Below are 24540 nucleotides of genomic sequence, written 5' to 3'. Positions count from 1 at the left end.
GACTCATGAGCGAGCACGTCGTCGAGCCGGCCGGTCGCGCACCCCTGCGCGTGCTGGTCCTCAGCTGGCGCGACGAGTGGCATCCGGAGGCGGGCGGCTCGGAGCGCACGCTGGGCCAGGTGGCGCGCGGTCTCGCCGAGCGCGGGCACGAGGTCACGATCGCCACGGCGGCGTACGCCGGCCGCCCCCGCGACGAGCTCGACCGGGGCGTGCGCTACCGCCGTCGCGGCGGCCGTCTGGGCGTGTACGGCAAGGGTTTCCTGCATTCGACGTCCCGTGGCTACGACGTGGTCGTCGACGTCCAGAACGGCATCCCGTTCTTCGCGGCCGTCGCCCGGCCGCGCACCACCCTCCTGGTCGTCCACCACGTGCACCGCGAGCAGTGGCCCGTGGCCGTCGGCCCGGTGGCCGGGCGCATCGGGTGGTTCATCGAGTCCCGCCTCAGCCCGCTCGTGCACCGCGCCACCCACGCGGTCGCGGTGAGCTCCAGCACCGCCCGAGAGCTGGAGGGCCTGGGGCATCCGGGCGACAGGCTGGTCGTGGTCCGCAATGGCAGCGACCTGCCCGAGTCGCTCCCCCCGCGCGACGACCGCCCCGGCGTCGTCGTCGTGTCGCGCCTGGTGCCGCACAAGCAGGTGGAGCACGCCATCGAGGCAGTGGCCCGCGTCCGCCACCGCCACCCCGACCTCCGGCTGAGGATCATCGGCGAGGGCTACCACCGGCACGAGCTCGAGGTCCTCTCCGACCGCCTCGGCCTGCACGACCAGGTCGAGTTCCTGGGGCGGGTCGGCGACGACGAGCGCGACGCCGAGCTTGCCCGGGCCTGGGTGCACCTGCTCCCGTCCCTCAAGGAGGGCTGGGGCCTGGTCGCGGTGGAGGCCGCGGCGTGCGGCACCCCGACCCTGGCCTACCGGTCGGCCGGGGGCGTCAACGAGTCGGTCGTCCACGGCGTCACCGGCTATCTCTGCGACGACCAGGCCGACCTCGAGCGCCGGCTCGACGGGCTGCTGTCGGACCGCTCGCTCGTGGAGCGGATGGGGATGGACTGCGGAATCCACGCCGCCGCGCACTCGTGGAAGTCCGCCGTCGACGGCTTCGAGGACGCGCTGCGGTCGGTGGCGCGCGGGCGGACCCGCGCGTGAGCTCTGAGGACGACGAGCTCCGCCGCCTCCGCGCCGATTGGGAGACCCTGGGGGCCGCCGACCCGCTCTGGGCGGTCTACGTCAAGGACGGCGTGCGCGGGGACCGCTGGGACGTCACCGAGTTCCTGGCCACGGGTAGCCGCGAGATCGCGGAGTCGTGGAGCCAGCACGCGCGGGCGACCGGACTCGAGCCCTCCCCGGACGCCGTGGTGCTCGACTTCGGCTGCGGCGTCGGGCGTCTCAGCTCTGCGCTCGCGGCGCGCACGAGGCATGTCGTGGGAGTAGACATCTCCGAGCCGATGCTCCGCCGGTCGCGTGACGTCGTCCCCGAGGACGTGGTGGCCCGGTTCAGCCCGGTCCTCAGCTCGTCGCCGGTGCTGCCGCTGCGGGACGCCACGGTCGACCTCGTCTACACGAGCCTCGTCCTGCAGCACATGCCTGCCGAGCTCGCGATCGGGTACGTCGGCGAGTTCCTGCGCGTGCTGCGCCCGGGCGGGACGGCGCTGGTGCAGGTGGCCGACCAGCCCGACACCTCGATCAAGGGGCGCGCCTTCCGGTTCCTGCCCCCGGGCCTGTACGGCTGGCTGCAGCGCAGGGTGCTCGGCTATCCGGCGCCGATGCGCATGCAGCAGCTCACGCTCGAGCAGGTGGAGCAGGTGGTGTCGGCATCAGGCGGCCAGGTGCTCGACCACTGGGACGACCCGTCGTACGGCGGTCACTGGCACTACCGCCGCATCCTCATCCGCCGCGACGCCTGAGGGCGGTGCCGAGCGCGAGCAGAAGGCCCCCGAGGGCAAGGGCGCTCGTGAGCGCCGTCGGAGCGCCGGCACCTGCGGCCGCCGCCGCCCCCAGCACCGACGCACCGGCCACGACGGACGACCAGCGCCGTCCCACCCCGACCGCGGCGGCCGCCCCCGCCACGATGCCGACCACGCCGAGCAGCAGGACGGCGACGCCGACCTGGACGACCACCACGGCGGCGAGGGGCATCGGCCGGGACGCTGCGCGCGACCACCGGGAGCCGCGCCCCGGTGCGACGAGGCCCAGCAGGAGCCCCAGGAGCGCGAGCACTGCGCCGGCGAGCAGGCCCGACTGCTGCACCGACGTGGGCCGGTACTCGAGGGTGACGACGCCCGACGCCCCGGCCGGGACGATCCAGCCCTGCTGCCAGCCGTCGAGGCGGACCGGGGTGAGGACCTGGTCGTCGAGCGTCGCGACCCATCCCGCGTTTGCCGACTCCGCGACGCGCAGAACCGATTCCGGCCCGCTTGCGACCATGACCGTGCGTCTGGTCTCGTCCCAGGCGGTCACCACGGTGAGGCGCCCGGCCGCCGGCGGCGAGGTGCTGCCCCACGCGACCCGGACCGGGTCGACCAGCGCGGTGCCCCGCACGGTTACGCGGTGGGTCCCCGGAGAGAGGGTCACCCCCGCGTTCCCGCGGCACACCCGCACGCTCGCCTCCGCGCCGCGCAGGACGTCGGCCAGCGTGGTGGTGACGAGGGTCGACCGCTCCGAGCCGTCGATGACGACCGTCGGGCCGAGACCGCAGAGCGCCCCTGTCGCAGCCGCGAGGTCGGGGCGATAGACGAGGTCCTCGGCGCCGGCGAGGACCACCTCGTCCACCGCTACCGGCGCCTGCGTCGCCCGTCCCGAGGCGCCGTCGACGGAGGCGACAGGTGTGCTCCGACGTACGGTCACAGTGACGCGTGAGGCCGGCGTCGGCGGGAACGTCACCACAGGAGAGGACCGCAGGTCTGCCTCGACGCTCCGGCCGCCCACCACCACGGTGACGGCGAGAGGCGTGCTGAACCGCTGGCCTCCCGTGCCTGTCACGAACCTCAGCGACGAGATCTGCCGCGTCTGGCCCAGGTCGAGCGTGAGCACCGGCGCGGTGTCGCCGACGTCCGCGACCCAGCGTGTGCCCGGGTCGCCGTCCACCGCGGCGGACGGTCGCACGCGCACGTCGCTGCCCAGCCAGCTCGATGCGCGAGCGGTGATCCCCGCCCCCACCGGGTCGAAGAGCCCCGCGGCGCCCGGGCCGGAGCGGATCACGCCCGAGATCCGCAGGTCGCCCGTGACGACCGAGCCGACGGTGAGCGACCGGTCGAGCACCCCGGCGTCGCCCTCGGAGCGGGTGGCGGTCGGGTCGCAGCGCACCTCGTCGTCCACGCTCGCGCAGGCGTTCCGCGCGGGCGACACCGCGGTGAGCACCACCGACGTGTCCGCCGCCCGACCGGCCGGCGCGGCCGCGAGCAGCAGCGGCCGGGACGCCTCGACGGTGGGCAGGGCGACCTCGCGGATCCCGAAGTCGCCGACGGCCGCCTCGGCCTCGAGCGCCGTCACCCGCAGCGTCGACGCACCGACCAGGGCGTCCACGCGCTGCGGGCCGATCGTGCCGGCGGCGTCGACGTCCGCCGTCCACGACCCGACGTCGGTGGTGAGCTGCACACGCGTCACCCGGCCGCCGACGAACGGGCTCTGCGCGAGCGTCACCGTCATGCCGCGCAGGTCCGTGGGCCCGAGGAGGTCGACCTGCCACCACTGCCCGACCGGACCGGTGACGACGCTCGACTGCCACCAGCTGGTGAGGGCGCCGTCCAACGCCGCGAAGGGCTGACGTTCGACGCGCAGGCTGCCCACCGCATCGGCGAAGGCCTGCGACGTCGACGCCGAGAGCGCCCGGATCCCGTCGTACGACGCGGTCGTGAGCTCCGGCGCGGCGAAGGGGACGAGGTCGGTGCCCCGGCGGTAGAGCCGGCTCGACTCCTCGGCCGTGAGCACCGCCGAGAGCGAGTCGTCGCCCCGGCCGAGCGCGCGGTCGCGCCGCAGGAGCCCATCGGTCAGCACCAGTCCGCCGCCCGCAGACGCGGGCGGCGAGTCACCGGTGAAGACCACGGGGTCTGAGCTGCGCAGGAGGTCGGCGGCAGCCGCGGGCAGGAGCGACTCGGGCCCGCCGGTCATCACGCGTACCTGCGACAGGGGCGTCGCGGAGACGATTGGCGCAGCGCCCACGACGCGGTAGACCTCGATGGCGGGACGGGAGGCGTCGCGGTCGAAGTCGACCGTGGTGATCGCGCTCCCCTGCACCACGTCGTCGCCGAAACCGGCGGCGAGCTCGACGCCCTCGCTCGCCTGGAGCGTCGCCGCCACCACCGAGCGCGACGGCGCGAGCGCGCGGTCGGAGTCGATGTCGTTGCGCACGACGACATAGCGGATGCCGCTGCGGCGCAACGTGTCTGCGAGCCCCGGAGCGGCATGCCCGGTGCGCAGCGCCATCGAGATGCTGTCGAGCAAACGAGCGCTCCCGATGCTCCCCAGCGGCAGGTCGTTGTCGATCGCCCACGGGCTGTCGGACAGCGGCTGCAGCGGCTCGTCGATCGTGCGGCCCCACAGGTAGCGCCCGAAGCCCGAGCCCGGGACGACCAGCGCGCGCTCGCCGCCTCCGGGCCCGGCGAGCCAGTCGGCTGTCTGCTGCCACCACGGCGGGATCTGCGTCCAGGTGCGTCCCGCGGCGATGCCTGGCGAGACGAGCGGTACGGCGACGACGGCGAGCAGCGCCACCGCCGCGAGCCCCGGGAGTGCGGGCCACGGCGGCGGGAGGTCGCCCGCCCGTGCCCTGCGGCGCATCCGCTGCGAGACCTGCACGGTCACCCAGGCGATCCCGGCCGCGAAGCCCAGGGCGAGCGGCAGCCGCAGCATCGGGTCGAACTTGTGCACGTTGCGGAACGGCGCCAACGGGCCGTCGAGCAGCATCCACCAGACGCTGCGCCCCGGCGCGAGCGACGAGCCGGCCGCGAGGACGACCAGACCGAGGAGCGCCGCCGTCGCGTTCGCCCGTCGCTCGGGCATGCGCGAGCCGGCGAGGCCGAGCACCGACACCGCGGCGACGAGCAGGGTGAGCACGACGTAGGTCGTGACCGCGGCGTACTGGTAGCCCGCGGGCCACCACGGCACGCCGAGGTCGACGAAGCCGGCAACCCAGTGGACGTCGCCGCGCAGCACCTCCGCGGGTGTGAGGCCCGACGTCGTGTCGCGCCCGCTCTCGATGAACGACAGGAACGGCGTCGCGTACCTCGCCTGCACGAGCAGCGGCACGATCCACCAGGCGGTGAAGGCGGCGACGAAGCCCGACCACCACGCGAGCAGGCGCCAGCGGCCGGCGCCCCGCGTGACGATCCAGACCGCCGTCACCGGGAGCACGGCGAGGGTCAGGGTCGCGTTCGCGGCCCCCATGAGGAGCACGGGCAGCGCGGCCAGGAAGGCCGTGCGACGCACGGTGGCGCCGGGCCGTACGAGCGGCACGAGGGTCCAGGGCAGCAGCGCGGCGGGCAGCGCCTCCGCCGAGAGCGGACCGATCACCGTGACCATGCGCGGCGCCAGCGCGTAGGCCGCGGCACCGAGCACCGCGGCGTACCACGGGAGCCCCAGGCGCGTCGCGAGCACCCTCAGGCCGAGGTAGGCGACGGCCAGCAGCACCCATGCCCATAGCGCCTGGGTCAGCCAGGTCGGCAGTCCTGCGGAGTGCGCGACGCCGAAGAACGGGCCCATCGGGAAGAGGTAGCCGTACGCCTGGTTCTGCAGCTGGCCGAACCCGGCCGAGGAGTCCCAGGCCGAGAACGCGCGGGCGAGGAAGCCCCACGGATCCACGACGAGGTCGAGCTTGGTGTCGAAGCGCGTCCGGCCCGGATCCTGCGTCAGGAGCACGACCGCCAGCACCCCGAGCACCACGGCGTCGGCGATGCGCGCGCTGCGCCTACCCGACCGCTGCTCGTGCCGGGGGCCCGCGTACGCCGGGCCTTCGGTCACCGCCACCGGCGCAGCATAAGGTGACGCCCGTGCCGACGACCCCCTCCGGAACCCCAGCGGGTGATGCAGTGCGTTTCGAGGACGCCTGGGCCCTCGCCGACACGGTCGGCGGCTGGCTCACCGAGGCGCAGGGCCGGCTCCTGTGGGACTCCGCACGCCACCTGACGCCAGGTGGCCGGATCGTCGAGATCGGCAGCCACCAGGGGCGTTCGACCGTCGTGCTCGGCCTCGCCGCCGCCTCGGTCGGCGCTCGTGTCACCGCGATCGACCCGTTCGTCGAAGGGGCGATGTTCGGCGGCCAGTCGACGCGGGCGAAGTTCGAGGCGAACATCGCCGCGGCCGGCCTGACCGGTGTCGTGGACCTGCTCCCGATGAAGTCGCAGGACGCGTTGACGACGTGGAGCGGCGACATCGACCTGCTCTACATCGACGGCAAGCACGACTACTGGACCGTCGTGGACGACCTCGGCTGGACCGAGCACCTGTCGCTCGGCGCCCTGACGCTGATCCACGACTCGTTCTGCTCGGTCGGCGTCACCTCGGCGCTCCTGCACCACGTGCTGGTGCGCGGACGGCTGCGCTACCTCCGGCGCGAGACCACGATGGCGGTGTTCGACCGGGCCGCACCGACCGGCGCGGATCGCAAGCGGCTCATGGCAGAGCTGCCGTGGTTCAGCCGCAACGTCACGATCAAGGCCGCCCGTCGCCTGCACGCGACGCCGGTGCTCAAGGCGATGAAGCACGACTCGCCGTACGACCCGTACTAGCCCTCCCGCAGCCCCACCCACCTGGCACGACGAGGCCCGCGCGGACATCGTCCGCGCGAGCCTCGTGGTGTCCCGGTTCGCCCGGGAAAGGCTCTAGTTGGTGCCGTAGACGACGTACTCCCTGTCGACCGGAGCCGGGACGGCGGTCTGCGACGACACGAGGCCGAACGACGCGCCTCCGGCGATCACGCCTCCGACGACGGCGGCGATGAGTGCCCCTGCGATCCCGCTCACGTGTTCTCCTTGGACTGGTCGACTGCCCGGAGGGTAGCAAGACCAGGGTCCCTGCGTCGCCCTCCGGTGTACGCGCGTCCTACCTGCAGCCCAGCCGTGATCAGGACGAGACCTGCAGCCACCCACGCGAGCACGACCAGGACGAGGTCGCGCGCGCTCGGCCCGGTTGGCGGCGCCACCGTGCCCGGCACGGACCAGAGCTCCAGCGTGCTGCCCCGCACGACCGGGGTCAGCCCGTCGAGCGCCGATCCGACATCAGGCCCGGGTGTCGTCAGCTCGACGACCACGTACCGCACGCCGAGCGCCGGCAGTGTCTGGGCGAGCGGCCTCCCGGCGTCGAGCGCGGCGCCGACGACGGCCGCCCGAGGGTCCTCGCCGCTGACCCGGAGCACGGTGCCGTCCGGACGAGCCACGAGCAGCGTGTCGTCGACCACGGTCGGCCGTGGGAGGTAGCGCGGAGCCGGGTCCAGCGACGTGCGCCCGCCGTTCCAGGCGAACGCACGGAACGCCGACCACGGGAGCACCGCGACGTCGCCGCCAGCGGCGTCGGCCTCGAGCACGGTCCGCACCTCGGCCCAGTCGTCCGGGTAGCTCGTCGTCTGCATACGGCCGAGACCGCCCCAGACGAGGTCGGGCATGGTCGCCATCGGCAGCAGCACGAGCCCGACCGCCAGCGTCGCGCGCACCGTGGCGTCGCGCGAGCGCTCCGCGATCCGACCCAGACCGAGCGGCGCCGCGACGGCGACCAGCAGCGTCCACGGGGCCAACCACTTCTGCCCGTCGCGCAGCAGCCCTCCCCCAGGGAGCGCGTCCACGGCGGCGAGCACGAGCGGTCGGGTCGGTCCCCACGCACCGGCGACCGCGACGACGATCCCCGCGACGGCGCAGACCACGAGCCAGAGCGCGGCGGCGCGGCCGAGGTGCCTCACCAGCGCTGGTGCTCCGAGGACGACGAGCACCGTGAGCAGCACCGCGGCGAGGGGTGCGAGGAAGGTCGACCGCGAGCCGAGGACGACCTCGCCGTTCCACACACCACCCGTGCCCAGCGCAGTGACGAGAGCACCCCACGGGCCTTCGGCCCGCAGAGCGAAGGCCTTGAGCCCGTTGGGATCCGACGCTCCCGCCGCAGGATGGAGCAGCGACGGCACCAGCCAGGGCAGCTGCAGCGCCACCAGCGCGAGAGCCGTCCACGCACGGCGGGCCCGGCCGAGCCGTGAGCCGGGCCCGAGGGCGACAGGTCCGGCCAGGAGGCAGGCGAGGATGCCGCCGGTCGGAGTGAGGCTCGCCAGGCCGACGAGCAGGATCAGACGGGCGGCAGCACCGGGCAGCGCGCGGCGCGCGTCGATCGCCGCCGACAGCGCCCACGGGAGGACGGCGACCGCCACGAGCAACGACCAGCTGCCGAGCAGCAGCCTCTCCGCGAAGAAGGCGCTCCAGACGAACAGCACGGCGGCGGCGGCACGGGCGGCGGCCCCGGCGCCCCTCAGCAGTCGGGCAGCGCCGAGCGCCCCGCCCGCGACGGCGCCGAGGAGCGCGAGGTGCTGCCACACCGATCCGGGCGCGAGGGTGGTGAGCGCTGCGAGCACGGCGTCCTGCGGGACCGCGCGGGGCAGCTGGCCGCCGAGCCCGATCGACGCCGGCAGCAGGTCCTGGCGCGGCACGAAGACCATGTCGTAGAGCAGGACGTACCCCGGGGCGAGGGCCGGCCCGAGCACCAGCACCGCCAGGCCGAGCGCGGAGACGAGGGAGAGCGCGCGACGGGTCACGCGGCCTCCAGGCTTCGGCGGGTGGGAACGCCCTATTCTGACGCGTCCGCGTGCGACGACCGAGGGAGCAGGGTGAGCGAGTCTCCCTCGACGTCCGTCACCCGACGTGAGGCACTGCTCGGCAGCAGCGCTCTGCTGGTCCTCGGGCTCGCCGTCGGCCAGGTCCTCGGGTACGCGCTCAACGTCGTCGGCGCAAGGGTGCTCGGACCCTCGTCGTTCGGCGAGCTCGGCGCCCTGCTCGGCGTGCTGCTCATCGGCAACGTGGTGGCACTCGCCGTCCAGGCCGTCGTCGCACGCCGCATCGCCCGCGGCGGACCCAGCGACGCGCACGGGCACGTCGCGCTGTCCGCGGGCGCTGCCGAGGCGGCACTCGCGCTCCTGCTCGTGCCGTTCGCGGCGGCGGTGCTCGACCTCGACCTGCTCCCGCTCGCGGCGCTGGCCGTGGCGTTCCTCCCGCTCACGCTGACCGGTCTCGCCCTCGGGACCACCCAGGGCAACGACCGCTTCCTCGCCCTCTCCGGCCAGTACGCCGTCATCGCTGTCCTGCGCAGCGGTCTCGCGCTCGGCACCCTCCTCGTCACGCGGAGCGTCACCGCGACGGTGCTCGCCGTCCTCGTCGGCTCCGTGCTCGGCTGGCTCGTGGCGGCGCCGCTGGCCCGCATCCGCCTCCCCTGGCCGGGTCGGGTGCCGCGCGACCTGGCGTGGGAGACCGGACGCGCCACCTTCGCGCTGCTCGCGATGTTCGTGCTGACCTCCGCGGACGTCCTCCTGGCGCGCGCGATCCTCGACCCCGGCGACGCGGGCCAGTACGCCGCCGGCGCCATCCTGGCCAAGATCGCCTTCTGGCTGCCGCAGGCGGTCGTGATCGCGGCGTTCCCCCGGCTGGCCCGCGGCGAACGGGGCGCCCTCGCCCGGGCCGCCCTGCTGCTCGGCGTGCTCGGCGCTGTCGAGATCCTCGGGGCCGTGCTGCTCGGCCCGCGGCTCGTGCCGCTCGTGCTCGGGCCCGAGTACGACGTGGCCGCCGCGTCCGCCGGCGTCTTCGTTCTCGCCGGCGTCGCACTCTCCGCGGCGTCGCTGGTGCTCTACGACCGGCTCGCCGCCGACGACCCCGCCGCGGCCGGGCTCGTCTGGGGGTCGGTGGTCGTCCTCGTCGTGCTCGTGCTCACGGTGGGACACGGGTCGCCCGTCGCCGTCGCCTGGTGCGTCGTCGCCGCTGCGGCGCTGCTCACGGTGTCGGGGGCGGTGCTCCACAGCCGCCGTCGCTGACGCGTACCGTCGTCCCATGACGCCGGAGGAGCTCGCCGACCTCGCGCACCTGCGGCGGGCGCGCGACCTCATGGACCGCGAGTACGCGAGGCCCCTGGACGTGCCGACCATGGCGCGCGCCGCACTGATGTCGCCGGCCCACTTCTCCCGCAGGTTCCGGGCGGCCTACGGCGAGACGCCGTACTCGTACCTCATGACGCGACGTATCGAGCGCGCTGCATCCCTTCTGCGGCAGGGGATGTCGGTCACCGACACCTGCATGGCCGTCGGCTGCACCTCGCTGGGATCCTTCAGCGCCAGGTTCACCGAGATCGTCGGAGAGACGCCTTCGCAGTACCGCTCACGCGACCACAGCGCCTTGGAGACCGTGCCTGCCTGCGTCGCGCAGGTCGCGACCCGCCCCCGTCGCTCACGCACCTCGGCCTGACGGTCCGTCTCAGCCCGCCGTCAGGGCCTCGGGGTCCGGCCAGGGGCCGGGGGTCCAGAGAGGCGCGTAGCCGGACGACGTACCCATCGCGTCGGCGATCGCGGTCCTGCCGGGGTAGACGCCGTCCTGGACCCACCGCACCAGCAGGTCGATCACGGCGAGCCGCGACTCGGGCGTGAAGTTGCAGTGGCCCGCACCGTACGGCGCACCCGGGTCCTCCGGGTAGGTCGCCGGAGCCACCGTGAAGAGCTGCACGAGCTCCGCCTTGGTCTTCCCCGCCTTCTGCGCCGCCCGGTAGCGGTCGAGGAGGAACGTCTGGTTCTGCGAGAGCACGAGGGGGTCGGTCGCGGTGTGGATCGTGATGGTCGGGTCCTGCACGGTGCCCTGCGGGTCGCCGCCCTCGGCCAGGGCCTTGGCGACGGCCGCCTCGTCGGCCGGCACCCGCTCGCCCGCTGCGAGCGCTGCGCCCAGCGAGGCCACCGATCCCGGCGTGATGGTGTCGATGAGCGACGCCTCCTCGGCGCTGACCCGCGCTGCGTAGTCGGTGCCGACGTTGCCCGACGGGTTGCCGCCGAACCGCTGCTCGAGGTCGTAGCGGGCGAAGGTGGCGAAGCCGAGCCCGGTGGCGAGCGCCTCCACCGACGCCTTCACCTTGCTCTCGATCGCCGCGCCGTCGAAGCGCTGGGTCTGCGTGGGCCAGTCGACGAGGGCCGCGATGTAGAGGACCTTGGCAGTGCCGCCCCCGGCGGTGTCCTGCGCGGCGGCGACGAGCCGCTTGACCGCCTCGGTCCAGGTCGTGACCGCCTCCTCGTAGGACGCGAAGCCCGTCAGCTTCATCTCGGGGTACAGCAGCGTCTTCACGGCGTAGGACACGTCGAGGGCGAGCCCGATGTTGGGCACCACGCCGGCCACCGCGCCGCAGAACGGTGCGACGCCGTCCACCCAGTCCGGGTGCTTCTCGGCGATCGTCTGGGTGATGAGCCCGCCGAGCGAGTCGCCCCACACGATCGTGCGGTATGGGTTGCCGATGGTGTCCTTGAAGTAGGCGTACAGGTCCTCGGCGGCCTTGACGCCGTCGGCCACGGCCCAGCCGTTGCTGGCGTACGCCGAGCCGGCGAGCGCGTAGCCCTGCTCCAGGAGCGCATCGGCGATCGCGGTGTCGCCGCCCGACCACCCGGGTGCCGGCTCGGGCTTGGTCGAGACGGGCGTGAAGGCGGGCGGGGCCGGCTGCGCCTGGCGATAGCCGTGGCTGTAGATGAGCAGGGTCCCGTTCCAGGTCTCCGGGAGCAGGATCTGGTAGGGAGCACCGTCGATCGTGTCGCTGCAGGCCGCGACGTCGCATCCGGTGAACGGGACGTCGGGCGTCACCTGCCGCGCGCGGTCCACCTCGGCGGATCCGCCGCAGGCGCTCAGCACCAGGGCTGTCGCGACGAGGGCGACCAGGGGGACGGCACGGCGGAGCGGCGACATGCGCTCGATCCTGGCACGGGCTCCGCGCACCTGCCCGCCGTCAGTGGCCCGCGTCCTCCCAGGTGCGTCCCACGCCGACCGAGACGTCGAGCGGCACCGTCAGCGGCACGGCACCGCCCATGCCCTCGGTGACCACCTCGCGCACGGCGTCGAGCTCGCCCGGCGCGACCTCGAGCACGAGCTCGTCGTGCACCTGCAGCAGCATGCGCGACGCGAGGCCCCGCGCCCGGATCGCGGAGTCGACGCGCAGCATCGCGACCTTGACGATGTCGGCGGCCGAACCCTGGATCGGCGCGTTGAGCGCCATCCGCTCGGCCATCTCGCGCCGCTGCCGGACGTCGGAGGTGAGGTCCGGCAGGTAGCGGCGCCGGCCGAGCATCGTCTCGGTGTAGCCCGTGCCCCGCGCGCGGTCGACCACCTCGCGGAGGTAGTCGCGCACCCCGCCGAAGCGCTCGAAGTACTCGTCCATGAGGCCGCTCGCCTCGCCCGGGGTGATGCCGAGCTGCTGCGAGAGACCGAACGGCGACAGCCCGTACGCGAGGCCGTAGGACATGGCCTTGATCTTGCTGCGCTGGGAGGCGTCCACCTCGGACGGCGCGACGCCGAACACGCGCGACGCGACGTAGTTGTGCAGGTCCTCGCCGGAGTTGAACGCCTCGATGAGGCCGGCGTCCTCCGACAGATGGGCCATGAGCCGCATCTCGATCTGGCTGTAGTCGGCGGTGAGCAGGCACTCGTACCCGGGCCCGACGACGAAGCCGCTGCGGATGCGGCGACCCTCGTCGGTGCGGATCGGGATGTTCTGCAGGTTGGGGTCCTGCGACGAGAGCCGGCCGGTGGCAGCCACGATCTGGTTGAAGGTGGTGTGGATGCGGGTGTCGTCCGAGACCGACGACAGCAGTCCCGTGACGGTCTGGCGCAGCTTGGAGACGTCGCGCCAGCGCAGCAGCTGCTCGAGGAGCGGGTCGCCCGTCTGCGCGAACAGCGACTGCAGGGCGTCGGCGTCGGTCGTGTACCCGGTCTTGATCTTCTTGGTGGTCGGGAGCCCGCGCTCGCCGAACAGGATCTCCTGCAGCTGCTTGGGCGATCCGAGGTTGAAGGGGCGGCCGGCGAGCTCGTGCGCCGAGGCCTCGGCGCCCCGCATCGACTCGGCGAACTCGTCCTCGAGACCGTGCAGGTGGTCGAGGTCGACCGCGATGCCCGCCTGCTCGAGGTCGGCGAGCACCGACAGCAGCGGCAGCTCGACGTCGGTCATCAGCGCCGTGCCGCCCCGTACCTCGAGCTCGTCCTCGAGCGCTCCCGCGAGGTCGAGGACGGCCTTGGCCTGCATCCCCATCGACGCGGCGCGGGCCTCGTCGGGATCAGTGTCGAACGACAGCTGGTCGGACCCTGCTGCCGCGGCCCCGGCGAGGTCGCGCTTCAGGAACCGCGGCACGAGGTCGCTCAGGTCGAAGCTGCGCTGCCCCGGCAGCACGAGGTAAGCCGCCAGCGCGGTGTCGCAGGTGAGCCCCGACAGCGGGAGGCCGCGGGCGCGCAGCGCGAGCACGGGCCCCTTGGCGTCGTGCATCGCCTTGGGGCGCGCGGGGTCGGCGAGCCACGCGGACAGTGCGGACTCGTCGTCGGGCAGCAGCCCCGACACCGGCCACCAGGCCACGGCTCCGTCGGGTGACGCGATCGCGAACGACTCGACGTCGCCCGTGCCCCGTCCCCAGGTGCCGTCGAGCACGAGCCCGACCCGGACGCCTGCGGCCGCGTGCTCGGCGAGCCAGGTGCCGAGACCGCCGGCGGCGGGGGCCGCCACCTCGACGTCCTCGGCGGCGCCGGCGGGGGCGGCGTCGTCGCCGTGCAGCGCGAAGAGCCGCTCGCGCAGGACACGGAACTGCAGGGCGTCGAACACCTCGTGCACGGTGTCGCGGTCGAAGCTGCGGCGCTCCAGGTCGGCCGGTGCGAGCGGCAACGGCACATCGCGCACCAGCTCGGTCAGCCTGCGGTTGCGGACGACGTCGGACAGGCCCGCACGCAGGGAGTCGCCCGCCTTGCCCTTCACCTCGTCAACCCTCTCGACGAGCTCGGCGAGCGACCCGAACTCGCGCACCCACTTCGCCGCGGTCTTCTCCCCCACGCCTGGGATCGAGGGGAGGTTGTCGCTCGGGTCTCCCCGCAGCGCGGCGTAGTCGGGGTACTGAGCGGGGCTGAGGCCGTACTTGTCCTGCACCGCTTCGGGGGTCATGCGCGCGAGGTCGCTAACGCCCTTCTTCGGGTAGAGCACGGTGACGTGCTCGTCGACGAGCTGGTACGCGTCGCGGTCGCCCGTGATGATGAGGACGTCGAAGCCGGCAGCCTCGGCCTGGGTGGTGAGCGTCGCGATGAGGTCGTCGGCCTCGAAGCCCTCAACCTCGACGTACGGCACGTTGAGAGCCGTGAGGACCTCGCGGATGAGCGGCACCTGACCCTTGAACTCGTCCGGGCTGGCCGAGCGGGTCGCCTTGTACTCGGGGTACTCCACCGAGCGGAAGGTCTGGCGGGACACGTCGAAGGCGACGGCGAGGTGCGTGGGCTGCTCGTCGCGCAGCGCGTTGATGAGCATCGAGGTGAAGCCGTAGACCGCGTTGGTGGCCTGGCCGGTCGTGGTCGAGAAGTTCTCCACCGGCAGCGCGTAGAACGCGCGGTAGGCCAGGGAGTGGCCGTCGAGGAGCAGGAGGCGGGGCCGACCCGACGACGCAGTCATGCGGTCGATCCTAGGGTGGACCCATGACGGACAACGTGGAGCTCGCGAGGCGGCTCGGGCTCGGCGAGCTCGCCGAGACGATGGGGATCGAGATCCTCGAGGCGGGAGCCGAGCGGATGGTGGCCCGCATGCCGGTCGCCGGGAACCGGCAGCCCTTCGGGCTCCTGCACGGCGGCGCGAGCGTGGTGCTCGCCGAGACCCTCGGATCGATCGCCGCAGCCATCCACGGCGGGCCGGAGAAGGTTCCGGTGGGCATCGAGATCAACGCCACGCACCACGCGAGCGCGACCTCCGGCCATGTCACGGGGACGGCGACCGCCCTCACCCTCGGCCGCACCCTGGCGAGCTACGAGGTGGTGGTCGTGGACGACGCGGGCCGCAGGCTCTGCACGTCCCGCATCACGTGCCTGCTGCGGGACCGCCCGGGCGCCTGAGCGATCAGCGCGTCAGGGCCGCACGGCGCGGCGCGGCGTGAGCAGGACCCGTCGGCGCAGCGACCGCTGCACGGGGGTCAGGTCGACCGTGATGTCGCGCGGGTCGAGCCGCGGATCCACCCCGAGCCGACGGCGCAGCTGCCCGATCGGGGCGGAACGTCGTACCACCATGGGCGCGAAGCCGTAGCGCGCGAAGAAGCGGTTCACATCCCGTTGCGACGGCGGCACGTTGACGACCACGTCGCCGGCAGCCACCTCGTCGGCGAAGCCCGCGGCCTCGCGCAGCAGCGCGGTGCCCACGCCGTGCTTGCGGTACGAGCTGCTCACGTGGACGACGTCGACGACGACGGCGCCCGTCGACGACAGCAGGCCGCGGTCGACCACGGAGAGCGACGCGAATCCGACCGGGCCTCCGTCGACCTCGGCCACCACGACGCGGTAGGTGGGACGGCGGCCCGCGTGCACGGACCCGTCGGAGGCCAGGATGCGCTCGCGGACCCGCTCGGCGATGTCCACCCCGCCGGGCACCGGCGCCTGCTCCTGGTCCAGGAACTCCGCCCACAGCGGGGCGAGGGAGTCGATCTCGGCGGCCGCGAGAGGACGGACCACGACGGGTGACCGACCCACAGCACCTCCTGGGCGAGCGGCGCGGGCCGAGGCCCTGCCAGCTGGTGACCCCCCGTCACACGTCCAGCACTCTAGGTCCCCCGCCCCGACGGTCGGCAAGGGCTTCGCGCAAGAATCTGCATCACCCGGGCGGTCCCGGGCACGGATCCGGTCGTGGCGCTGCGCCGCCACCGCAGGATCCGTCCGTCGAGCGAGGAGCCGCCGTGCCGCCCGGAACCGGGACGCTCGTGAACGTCGTGGCCATCCTGATCGGCTCGGGCATCGGGGTCGCGCTCGGCGACCGGCTGCCGGAGCGCACCCGGCAGGTGGTCACCGACGGGCTCGGGCTCGTGGTCCTGCTGGTGGCTGGACTGTCCGCCGTCGCCGTCCTGGACCCCGCCCTGCGCGAGGCCACAGGCACCGGGGCACCCGTCCTCATCGTGCTCGGCTCGCTGCTGGTCGGCTCGGTCGTCGGGTCGCTGCTCGGGCTCGAGCAGCGGCTCGAGGCCGTCGGCGCCTGGCTGCGGCGCCGGCTCGTGCGCGGCGACGACGCCCCGGGCAGCCACCGGTTCGTGGAGGGGTTCGTGACGGCCTCGCTGGTGTTCTGCGTCGGTCCCCTCGCCATCCTCGGCTCGCTCTCCGACGGGCTCGGGACCGGGATCGAGCAGCTCGCCCTCAAGGCCACCCTCGACGGCTTCGCCTCGATCGCCTTCGCCGCGGCCCTCGGCTGGGGCGTGGCGGCCTCCGCCCTCGCCGTGATCGCCTACCAGGGCTTCTGGACCCTGGTGGGGCTGGCGCTCGGCGACCTGCTGCCCGCCGCGCAGATCGCCGCCATCACGGCCACCGGGGGGCTGCTGCTGGTCGGCGTCGCCCTCCGGCTCCTCCGCATCCGCGACGTCCCGGTCGCCGACATGCTCCCGGCCCTCGTGGTCGCCCCGCTCCTGACCGCGGCGGTCGCAGCGTTCATGTGACCGACGCGTGTCCGCGACGTGACGGCTCCCCGCTCGCAAGGTCGCGATGTGCGCACGATGCCGACACGGTCCGCCGAGGGGGGCCCCGCAACGCCGTTTACATGGCTATGCTCCGGCGCGACCGTCCGCTGGACGGCACTGCTGCCCGGGATACCCCCGGGCACGGAGAGGGCCTCGGCCCTCCCGCTCGAAGGAGGACCGAGTGCGCGCACGCGCTGCGGCTGTGCTGGCCGCCCTGCTCGCTGCGGTGACCCTGATGCTGGGGTGGGGGGCCGGACCGGCCTCGGCCGCGACGTCCGGGCCCGTGCTGTTCGGCACGGTGACCTCGAACGACAAGGGTGTCGCCGGCGTGAAGATCAGCGCCACCAACGACTCCGGCTTCTCGGGCACGGCCACCACCGACGCCGCCGGGGCCTGGGAGATCAAGACCCCCAAGTCGGGCACCTACACCGTCGTGCTCGACGAGGCGACGCTCCCCGACGGCGTGGCGCTGACGGCGGACTCGGGCAACACCCGCACGGTGAACGCCTTCCTCGGCAAGGTGCGGATCCAGTTCCCCACCGGTGAGTCGACGGTGGAGACCACCTCCAAGGCCGTGCAGGCCGTGCAGCTCACGGTCGACGGCCTCCTGCTGGGCCTGATCCTGGCCCTCGCCGCGGTCGGCCTGTCGCTGATCTACGGCACCACCGGCCTCACCAACTTCGCCCACGGCGAGATGGTCACGGTCGGGGCGCTGGCGGCGTACTTCTACTCGGCCGTCCTCAGCATCCCGTTCATCCTCTCCGCCCTGCTCGCGCTCATCACGTGCGCCGTCCTCGGCGCCCTGCAGGACAAGATCCTGTGGAAGCAGCTGCGCCGACGCGGCACAGGGCTCATCGCCATGCTGGTCGTGTCGATCGGCCTCGCGATCTTCGTCCGCTACCTCTTCCTGTTCTTCTTCGGCGGAGGCACCCAGCAGTTCCCGGAGTACAGCGCCCAGGCGGGCTATCAGCTCGGCCCGCTGTCGATCACGCCGAAGGCGATCATCGGCGCGCTCGCGGCGATCATCGCGATCCTCGCGACGATCCACTGGCTGCTGCGGACCCGCATGGGCAAGGCGAGCCGCGCGGTCTCGGACAACCCGGCCCTCGCGTCGGCGTCCGGCATCGACGTCGAGCGCGTGATCAACACGGTGTGGATCCTCGGCGCCACCCTCGCGGCGCTCGCGGGCATCCTCGTCGGCCTGACCTCGGGCGTCTCGTGGAACATGGGCCAGCAGATCCTGCTGCTCATCTTCGCGGCCGTCACGGTCGGCGGGCTCGGTACCGCGTTCGGCGCGCTGCTCGGCTCGATCATCGTCGGCCTGCTCATCCAGCTCTCGACGCTGATCATCCCGCCGGAGCTGAAGAGCGTGGGCGCGCTGGTCATCCTGATTGTCATCCTGCTCGTGCGGCCCCAGGGCCTGCTCGGGCGACGCGAGCGGATCGGGTGAGGGAGTCGTCATGGACTGGAACTCGATCTTCAGCCAGACCCTGACGCAGGCGATCGGCGTCTCCGCCGTCATCTACTGCCTCGCAGCGGTCGGTCTCAACGTGCACTTCGGCTACACAGGTCTCCTGAACTTCGGCCAGGCGGGCTTCCTCGCGGTCGCGGCGTACGGCCTCGCGGTCAGCGTCGCGAACATGGGGTGGAGCCTCTGGGTCGGCCTGGTCGTCGGCCTCATCGCGTCGGTGATCCTCGCGCTGCTCCTCGGCATACCGACACTGCGGCTACGGGCCGACTACCTCGCGATCGTCACCATCGCGGCAGCGGAGATCATCCGCCTGCTCGTGCGCTCGGTGACGTTGCGCGAGTGGTTCGGCGGCTCGGACGGCATCACCCGGTTCGCGGACAGCTTCTACGACCTCAACCCGTTCCCCGGTCCGGTGGCGTTCGGCCCGATCACCTTCAGCAAGAACGACATCTGGGTCGTCACCGTCGGCTGGATGCTCGTCGCTCTGTCGTCGCTCGCCATCTGGTCTCTCATGCGCTCCCCCTGGGGCCGCGTGCTCAAGGGCATCCGCGAGGACGAGGACGCCGTGCGCTCGCTCGGCAAGAACGTCTACAGCTACAAGATGCAGGCGCTCATCCTCGGTGGCGTCATCGGCTCGCTCGGCGGATTCGTCTCGGCGATCGCCTTCCAGTCCGTGCAGCCGGACAGCTTCTCGACCGACTTCACGTTCTACGCCTACACGATCCTGATCCTCGGTGGTGCGGCCCGCGTCTTCGGGCCCATCGTCGGCGCGATGATCTTCTGGGGTCTGCTGGTGTTCGTGGGCGAGTCGCTCAACGAGGCCGTGTCCAAGGGCGTCATCACGTTCATCACCACGACCCAGGTGGGCCAGATCCGCTTCATGCTCGTCGGTCTCGGCCTGATGATGCTCATGATCTTCCGACCACAGGGAATCTTCGGCGACCGGAAGGAGCTGGCGCTCGATGCCCGCTGACACCACCTACGGAAGCCGCAAGGAGGCGGCGGTCGCCGCGCTCGCCGGCGCCGAGAACCGTCCAGGCTCCCCGAAGCCCGACGCCATCGTCGTGGTCGACGGCATCACGCGGCGCTTCGGCGGCCTGACCGCCGTCAACGTCGAGCACGTCGAGATCCAGCGCGGCGCCATCACGGCCCTCATCGGCCCGAACGGCGCCGGCAAGACGACGTTCTTCAACCTGCTCACCGGGTTCGACCAGCCGAACGAGGGCGAGTGGTCGTTCAACGGCACGAGCCTGAAGGGCGTGCCGCCGCACAAGGTCGCCCGCATGGGCATGGTCCGCACGTTCCAGCTGACCAAGGCCCTCTCCAAGCTCACGGTCATCGAGAACATGCGTCTCGGTGCCACCGGTCAGAAGGGCGAGAGCTTCTTCCGGGCGCTGTTCCCGTTCCTCTGGTCCGCCCAGGAGAAGAAGAACACCGAGCGTGCCGACGAGCTCCTCGCCCGGTTCAAGCTCGACGCCAAGCGTGAGGACTTCGCCGGCGAGATGTCCGGCGGCCAGCGCAAGCTGCTCGAGATGGCGCGCGCCCTCATGGTCGGCCCCGAGATGGTCATGCTCGACGAGCCGATGGCGGGCGTGAACCCGGCGCTGACGCAGTCGCTGCTCGGCCACATCAAGGACCTGCGCGAGCAGGGCATGACCGTGCTGTTCGTGGAGCACGACATGGACATGGTCCGCGACATCAGCGACTGGGTCATCGTCATGGGCCAGGGCCAGGTCATCGCCGAGGGCCCGCCGGACACCGTCATGTCCGACCCGGCGGTCATCGACGCCTACCTCGGCGCGCACCACGACCAGGCGCTCACCGACAGCGGCGAGGCGTTCACCTCGGAGGCGCCCGCCTCGGGCGGGACGGAGGATCAGGCATGAGCGTCACCCCCGACAACCCGGGCGAGTTCCAGCGCGAGCTGCACATCGACGCCGAGCAGCACCACGGCCACGGGCACCCCTCGCAGCCGATCGACCGCACGGCGCACGTGGCCGAGGCCGAGGGCGCCCTGGTCCGCGTGGACGACGTCATCGCCGGCTACCTGCCGGGCGTGAACATCCTCAACGGCGCCGACCTGTACGCCCACGAGGGCGAGCTGGTCGGCATCATCGGCCCGAACGGGGCCGGCAAGTCGACCCTGCTCAAGGCCCTGTTCGGCCTGGTACGGATCCGCGAGGGCGCTGTGACGCTGCGCGGCGAGGAGATCACCAACATGCGCGCCGACCAGCTGGTCAAGCGCGGCATCGGTTTCGTCCCGCAGTCGAACAACGTGTTCCCCTCGCTCACGATCGAGGAGAACCTCCAGATGGGGGCCTACCAGGCGCCCACGAACTTCACCGAGCGGTTCGACTTCGTCACGAACCTCTTCCCCACCCTGGGCGACCGGCGCAAGCAGCGTGCGGGCTCGCTGTCCGGCGGTGAGCGCCAGATGGTCGCGATGGGCCGGGCGCTCATGATGAACCCGTCCGTCCTGCTCCTGGACGAGCCGTCGGCCGGCCTCTCCCCCGCCCTCACCGACGAGGTCTTCGTCCGGGTCAGGGAGATCAACAAGACCGGCGTCACCGTGATCATGGTCGAGCAGAACGCCCGTCGGTGCCTGCAGATCTGCGACCGCGGGTACGTGCTCGACCAGGGCCGCAACGCCTACACCGGCACCGGCCGCGACCTCGCGACCGACCCCAAGGTCATCCAGCTCTACCTCGGCACGCTGGCCAAGGCCTAGCAGCCCCGAGAACGCCGCAGGAGCCCCGGACCGCATGGTCCGGGGCTCCTGCGCGTCAGGACTCCGCCGGCCGATCTGCGGCGGTCCTGGGGCGCTCGCCTCCGGGGGCCGGACAGCCCACGGCCCCCGGAGCGTCGCTCCGGGGGCCGTGGGGTCGTTCAGCGTACGAGCGTCAGCTCGACGGGGGGACGTCGCCGGGGATGAAGTCCAGAGCCGAGATCTTGTCGTCGGCACCGAACTGGTAGATACCCATGGTGGCCTTGGTCGGGTCACCGTTGGCGTCGAAGTCGCAGGGACCCGACTGGCCTTCGTAGTCGATGTCCTTGCCCTCGTCGAGCAGCTTCTTGCAGTCGCCGAAGTTGGTGCACTTCTCGCCACCGGCCGAGACCGCCTGCAGCTGCGAGGCGATGCCGACGCCGGTGTCGTTCCCGGCAGCCTGGGCCGCGAGCGCGATGAGGTTCAGCGCGTCGTAGCTCTCGGGGGCGTACGAGAAGTCGATCAGGTCGGGGTTGATCGACTTGAGCGCAGCCTGGAACTCGTCCGAGGCCTTCGAGCCCGGGATCGTGCCCTTGGCGCCGTTCAGCGTGCCGGCCGGGAGACCCTCGGCGAGAGCGTTACCCATGTTGCCGTCGCAGAGGTACAGCGGCAGCTTGTCCGGGCCGATGCCCTGCTTGATGAGCTCCTGCAGGATCTTCTTGGTCTCGTCGAAGCCGATGACGACCAGGGCCTCGGGCTTGGCGGCCTTGACCGCGGTCACCTCGGCTGCGTAGTCGGCCGCCTTCGGGTCGTAGATCTTGCTGAAGGCGATCGTGTTGCCGGCGCTCTCGAACGCGTCGGTGAAGGTCTTCGCGAGACCCTCGCCGTACGCGTCCTGCAGCGCCAGGACGGCGGCGGTCTTGTAGCCGTCGCCGGAGACGAGCTGGCCGAGGACTGCGCCCTGGAACGTGTCCGGCGGCGCGGTGCGCCAGTAGAGGCCCTTGTCCGCGTAGGTCGTCAGCGCGATCGAGGTGTTGGCGGGCGACATCTGCAGGGCGCCGGCCGAGGTGATCTTGTCGATGATCGTGAGCGACACCGAGGACGACGCCGCACCGATGAAGGCATCGACGCCCTTGGCGAGGCCCGAGTCGACGGTCGCCGACGCGATGTTGGTCGACGTGTCGCCCGAGTCACCCTCGATCTTGACGACGGGCTTGCCGAGAACGCCGCCCGCGTCGTTGATCTCCTTGAGGGCCAGGTCGACACCAGCGAACTCGGGCGGGCCGAGGAAGGCGAGCGAACCAGTCTGCGGGAGCACGGTGCCAACGGTCAGCGTGCCGTCGCCCGCGGGCAGGGTCGAGCTCTCGCTCGGGGCCGGCGCGCTCGACGAGGTGTCGCCGCCGCCGCTGCTGCCACAGGCGGCGAGCAGGAGCGCCGAGGCGCCTGCGACCGCGAGCGACCGCACCAGGGTGGGTCGGGTCATGAAGTGTCTCCTTCTTCCATGGCACCCGGGCGTGACCGCACGGGTGTGGGGGTGGGGGAAACGTAGTCGAGGGCTGTTACGCGCGCATGACCTGGGACGCGTCCGTCGCTGCCTCGTTGCTCATTCGTGACCTAACGGACCGAATCGGGGCCCATCACTCACGTTCCGGTCTCGCCCACCTCGCGGATCACGACGTCCGCGACCTCGCGCATGCTGAGCCGCCGGTCCATCGCGGACTTCTGCAGCCACCGGAACGCGTCCGACTCGGAGAGCTTGTACGCCTGTTGCAGCAACGATTTCGCACGTTCCACGCGCTTGCGCGTCTCGAACCGCTCCCCGAGGTCGGCGATCTCCGCCTCGAGGGTCACGATCTCGGCGTAGCGGCTGACCGCGAGCTCGATGGCCGGCACCAGGTCGCCCTGCGTGAAGGGCTTCACGAGGTACGCCATGGCCCCGGCGTCCCGCGCCCGCTCGACGAGCTCGCGCTGCGCGAACGCCGTCAGCATGACCACCGGGGCGATGCGCTGGCTCGCGATGCGCTCCGCTGCGCTGATTCCGTCGAGGACGGGCATCTTCACGTCGAGCATCACGACGTCGGGCCGCAGCTCCTCGGCCAGGCGGACGGCGGTCTCGCCGTCGCCTGCCTCCCCCACGACCTCGTAGCCCTCCTCGCCGAGCATCTCCACCAGGTCGAGCCGGATCAGTGCCTCGTCCTCGGCCACGACGATGCGCAGCGGGGTCTCGTTCGACGTCACGGGCACACCCTACGGAACCGGACGGCGCAGCCCCGCCCGGTACGCTGGGCGACCGTCGCCCCGATAGCCCAACCGGCAGAGGCAGTGGTCTCAAACACCATCCAGTGTGGGTTCGAATCCCACTCGGGGCACCGACCGGGTCAGCGTGCGCCCGGCTGCGCGGCGAGGTCGGCGAGCGACGCCTCGGTCAGGGAGTAGCGCCGCAGCACCGGCAGGCTGGTGAGCATGAGCAGCGCCGGGAGCGCGCCGAAGCCCAGGGCGATCGCGGTGAGGGCGCTCTGCGGCTGGTCCACGCTCACGCCCGAGGTCGTCGCCACGAACCCGCCGAGCGCGAGCACCATGGCGAAGAGGAACGGGCCGAGCGCGAACCCGAGCGTCTCCCCCGCAGTCCACACCCCGGTGAACACGCCCGACCGGAGCCGTCCCGTGCGCAGGGCGTCGGCCTGGATCGTGTCCGGGAGCATGGCCAGGGGGAACAGCTGCTGACCGGCGTACCCCGTGCCGGCCACGGCCACGCCGACGAGCAGGAACCACGTCGGCACCCGTCCGGCGAAGGCCATCACGACAGCACCGACGAGGAACAGCACGGTCGCCCACCGGAAGCCCGCCTGCTTGCCGCGCCGGGCCGCGAAGATCCGCCAGACCGGGACGAGCAGGATCGCCGGCGCCACCAGGGCTACGAACAGGACCGTGGTCATGCCCTTCGCGCCCAGCAGGTACTCGGCCACGTACGCCGCCCCCGCAAGAGCGGTCGAGGTGCCGAGCGCCTGGATCACGAAGGCCGCGAACAGCACGCGGAAGTCACGGTTCTCCGCCACGGCCCGCAGCTGCTCGCCGAGGCCGCCCGAGGGCTCGGCCCGCAGGACGGTCGGCAGGTTGCGGGTGGCGAGGATCGCGACGCCGAACCCGATGAGGAAGAGCGTGCCGCAGACGACGCCCATGAGGCGGTAGCCCGCGAGCCCGTCGCCGCCCGCCTTCACCAGCCCGGGCGCCCCCGCGCCGAAGACCAGGATCGCGAGGGTGAGGAGGGCGATCCGCCAGGTCATGAGCGAGGTGCGCTCGGCGTAGTCGTCCGTCAGCTCCGCCGGCTGCGCGATGTACGGCACCTGGAAGAAGGCGAAGCCGGTGGCAGCGAGGAGGAAGCAGCCGGCGACCCAGAGGGCGGCACCCGCGTCCGCGAGCCCACCCGGCGCCCAGAACATCGCGGCGAACGCCAGCGGCAGCAGCACGGCTCCGCGCATCATCCAGGGCACGCGGGCCCCCCACCGGGAGGTCGTGCGGTCGCTCCAGCTCCCGACGAACGGGTTGAGGACGACGTCCCAGGCCTTGGGCAGCAGCACGACGAGCCCGGCTGCGGCCGCAGCCACACCCAGCTCGTCGGTCAGGTAGTAGAGCAGCAGCAGCCCGGGCACCGTGGAGAACCCGCCGGTGCCCACCGAGCCCGCGGCGTACCCGATCTTCTGCGACGTCGACAGCCGGCTGCTCACGC

20 protein-coding genes and 1 tRNA gene are annotated in these 24540 nt (G+C 72.5%); 12 read left to right on the top strand and 9 right to left on the bottom strand.

The window, feature by feature from the left end; translation table 11 throughout:
• The first annotated feature begins 5 nt into the window (after positions 1-5).
• Together ACFQGU_RS10925 and ACFQGU_RS10920 are read left to right on the top strand one after the other, a co-directional pair.
• Positions 6-1142 (top strand): glycosyltransferase family 4 protein, encoded by a 1137-nt coding sequence (locus ACFQGU_RS10925; RefSeq protein WP_386766564.1) that lies wholly within the window; start codon positions 6-8, stop codon positions 1140-1142.
• A complete protein-coding gene (locus ACFQGU_RS10920; protein ID WP_386766562.1) occupies positions 1139-1900 on the top strand; it encodes a class I SAM-dependent methyltransferase in 762 nt (253 codons plus the stop codon). Before ACFQGU_RS10925 ends, ACFQGU_RS10920 begins: the two co-directional genes overlap by 4 nt.
• On the opposite strand, the gene ACFQGU_RS10915 is transcribed toward ACFQGU_RS10920, so the two are convergent.
• Positions 1881-5954 carry an alpha-(1->3)-arabinofuranosyltransferase domain-containing protein gene (locus tag ACFQGU_RS10915; protein ID WP_386766560.1) on the bottom strand — a complete coding sequence of 1358 codons (4074 nt, stop codon included), beginning with the start codon at positions 5952-5954 and terminating at the stop codon, positions 1881-1883. The two genes, ACFQGU_RS10920 and ACFQGU_RS10915, sit on opposite strands and share 20 nt — an antisense overlap.
• 62 nt (positions 5955-6016) lie before the next feature.
• On the opposite strand from ACFQGU_RS10915, the gene ACFQGU_RS10910 reads away from it, so the two are divergent.
• Entirely contained in the window at positions 6017-6715 is a 699-nt protein-coding gene (locus ACFQGU_RS10910; RefSeq protein ID WP_386766558.1) for a class I SAM-dependent methyltransferase, read from the top strand.
• Between the two features lie 93 nt (positions 6716-6808).
• Here ACFQGU_RS10910 and ACFQGU_RS10905 read toward each other — a convergent pair whose 3' ends face one another.
• Positions 6809-6949, bottom strand: a complete 141-nt coding sequence (locus ACFQGU_RS10905; protein WP_386766556.1) for a hypothetical protein — start codon at positions 6947-6949, stop codon at positions 6809-6811.
• Positions 6946-8715 (bottom strand): hypothetical protein, encoded by a 1770-nt coding sequence (locus tag ACFQGU_RS10900; RefSeq protein ID WP_386766554.1) that lies wholly within the window; start codon positions 8713-8715, stop codon positions 6946-6948. The genes ACFQGU_RS10905 and ACFQGU_RS10900 overlap by 4 nt, the downstream gene beginning before the upstream one ends.
• 72 nt (positions 8716-8787) lie before the next feature.
• Between ACFQGU_RS10900 and ACFQGU_RS10895 the strand changes: the two genes are divergently transcribed.
• Positions 8788-9981, top strand: coding sequence for a hypothetical protein (locus ACFQGU_RS10895; protein ID WP_386766552.1), 1194 nt, complete (start codon positions 8788-8790; stop codon positions 9979-9981).
• Between the two features lie 16 nt (positions 9982-9997).
• Entirely contained in the window at positions 9998-10408 is a 411-nt protein-coding gene (locus ACFQGU_RS10890) for a helix-turn-helix transcriptional regulator (protein ID WP_386766550.1), read from the top strand.
• Between the two features lie 9 nt (positions 10409-10417).
• On the opposite strand, the gene ACFQGU_RS10885 is transcribed toward ACFQGU_RS10890, so the two are convergent.
• Both ACFQGU_RS10885 and polA read right to left on the bottom strand, forming a co-directional pair.
• Positions 10418-11878, bottom strand: coding sequence for a hypothetical protein (locus ACFQGU_RS10885; protein WP_386766548.1), 1461 nt, complete (start codon positions 11876-11878; stop codon positions 10418-10420).
• Between the two features lie 40 nt (positions 11879-11918).
• Complete coding sequence (gene polA / locus ACFQGU_RS10880; RefSeq protein ID WP_386766546.1) at positions 11919-14606, bottom strand: DNA polymerase I; 2688 nt, start codon at positions 14604-14606, stop codon at positions 11919-11921.
• Positions 14607-14629: 23 nt separating this feature from the next.
• Here polA and ACFQGU_RS10875 point away from each other — a divergent pair, with 23 nt between their 5' ends.
• A complete protein-coding gene (locus ACFQGU_RS10875; protein ID WP_386766544.1) occupies positions 14630-15040 on the top strand; it encodes a PaaI family thioesterase in 411 nt (136 codons plus the stop codon).
• Positions 15041-15052: 12 nt separating this feature from the next.
• Here the strand turns inward: ACFQGU_RS10875 and ACFQGU_RS10870 are convergent, their stop codons facing one another.
• Entirely contained in the window at positions 15053-15667 is a 615-nt protein-coding gene (locus ACFQGU_RS10870) for a GNAT family N-acetyltransferase (protein ID WP_386766542.1), read from the bottom strand.
• 203 nt (positions 15668-15870) lie between these two features.
• On the opposite strand from ACFQGU_RS10870, the gene ACFQGU_RS10865 reads away from it, so the two are divergent.
• From ACFQGU_RS10865 to ACFQGU_RS10845, 5 genes are all read left to right on the top strand, one after another.
• Complete coding sequence (locus ACFQGU_RS10865) at positions 15871-16617, top strand: DUF554 domain-containing protein (RefSeq protein WP_386766540.1); 747 nt, start codon at positions 15871-15873, stop codon at positions 16615-16617.
• A 202-nt stretch (positions 16618-16819) separates the two neighbouring features.
• Positions 16820-18088 carry a branched-chain amino acid ABC transporter permease gene (locus tag ACFQGU_RS10860; RefSeq protein ID WP_386766539.1) on the top strand — a complete coding sequence of 423 codons (1269 nt, stop codon included), beginning with the start codon at positions 16820-16822 and terminating at the stop codon, positions 18086-18088.
• Between the two features lie 10 nt (positions 18089-18098).
• Positions 18099-19082, top strand: a complete 984-nt coding sequence (locus ACFQGU_RS10855) for a branched-chain amino acid ABC transporter permease (RefSeq protein WP_386766538.1) — start codon at positions 18099-18101, stop codon at positions 19080-19082.
• Positions 19072-19995, top strand: coding sequence for an ABC transporter ATP-binding protein (locus tag ACFQGU_RS10850; RefSeq protein ID WP_386766536.1), 924 nt, complete (start codon positions 19072-19074; stop codon positions 19993-19995). The genes ACFQGU_RS10855 and ACFQGU_RS10850 overlap by 11 nt, the downstream gene beginning before the upstream one ends.
• Positions 19992-20837: an ABC transporter ATP-binding protein gene (locus ACFQGU_RS10845; protein ID WP_386766534.1), complete on the top strand. Its 846-nt coding sequence runs from the start codon at positions 19992-19994 to the stop codon at positions 20835-20837. The genes ACFQGU_RS10850 and ACFQGU_RS10845 overlap by 4 nt, the downstream gene beginning before the upstream one ends.
• A 172-nt stretch (positions 20838-21009) precedes the next feature.
• Here ACFQGU_RS10845 and ACFQGU_RS10840 read toward each other — a convergent pair whose 3' ends face one another.
• Both ACFQGU_RS10840 and ACFQGU_RS10835 read right to left on the bottom strand, forming a co-directional pair.
• Entirely contained in the window at positions 21010-22296 is a 1287-nt protein-coding gene (locus ACFQGU_RS10840) for an ABC transporter substrate-binding protein (RefSeq protein ID WP_386766532.1), read from the bottom strand.
• 158 nt (positions 22297-22454) lie between these two features.
• A complete protein-coding gene (locus tag ACFQGU_RS10835; RefSeq protein ID WP_386766530.1) occupies positions 22455-23051 on the bottom strand; it encodes an ANTAR domain-containing response regulator in 597 nt (198 codons plus the stop codon).
• Positions 23052-23108: 57 nt separating this feature from the next.
• On the opposite strand from ACFQGU_RS10835, the gene ACFQGU_RS10830 reads away from it, so the two are divergent.
• Positions 23109-23182, top strand: a tRNA-Leu gene (locus ACFQGU_RS10830).
• Between the two features lie 9 nt (positions 23183-23191).
• Here the strand turns inward: ACFQGU_RS10830 and ACFQGU_RS10825 are convergent.
• Positions 23192-24538 carry an MFS transporter gene (locus tag ACFQGU_RS10825; protein WP_386766528.1) on the bottom strand — a complete coding sequence of 449 codons (1347 nt, stop codon included), beginning with the start codon at positions 24536-24538 and terminating at the stop codon, positions 23192-23194.
• Positions 24539-24540 lie beyond the last annotated feature (2 nt).

This window comes from Longivirga aurantiaca (genome assembly GCF_042660085.1).
In the GTDB taxonomy this organism is placed as follows: Bacteria; Actinomycetota; Actinomycetes; order S36-B12; family CAIYMF01; genus Longivirga; species Longivirga aurantiaca.
The sequence above is the reverse complement of the archived record's forward strand: the minus strand, read 5'-3'. Positions and strand labels throughout refer to the sequence as shown.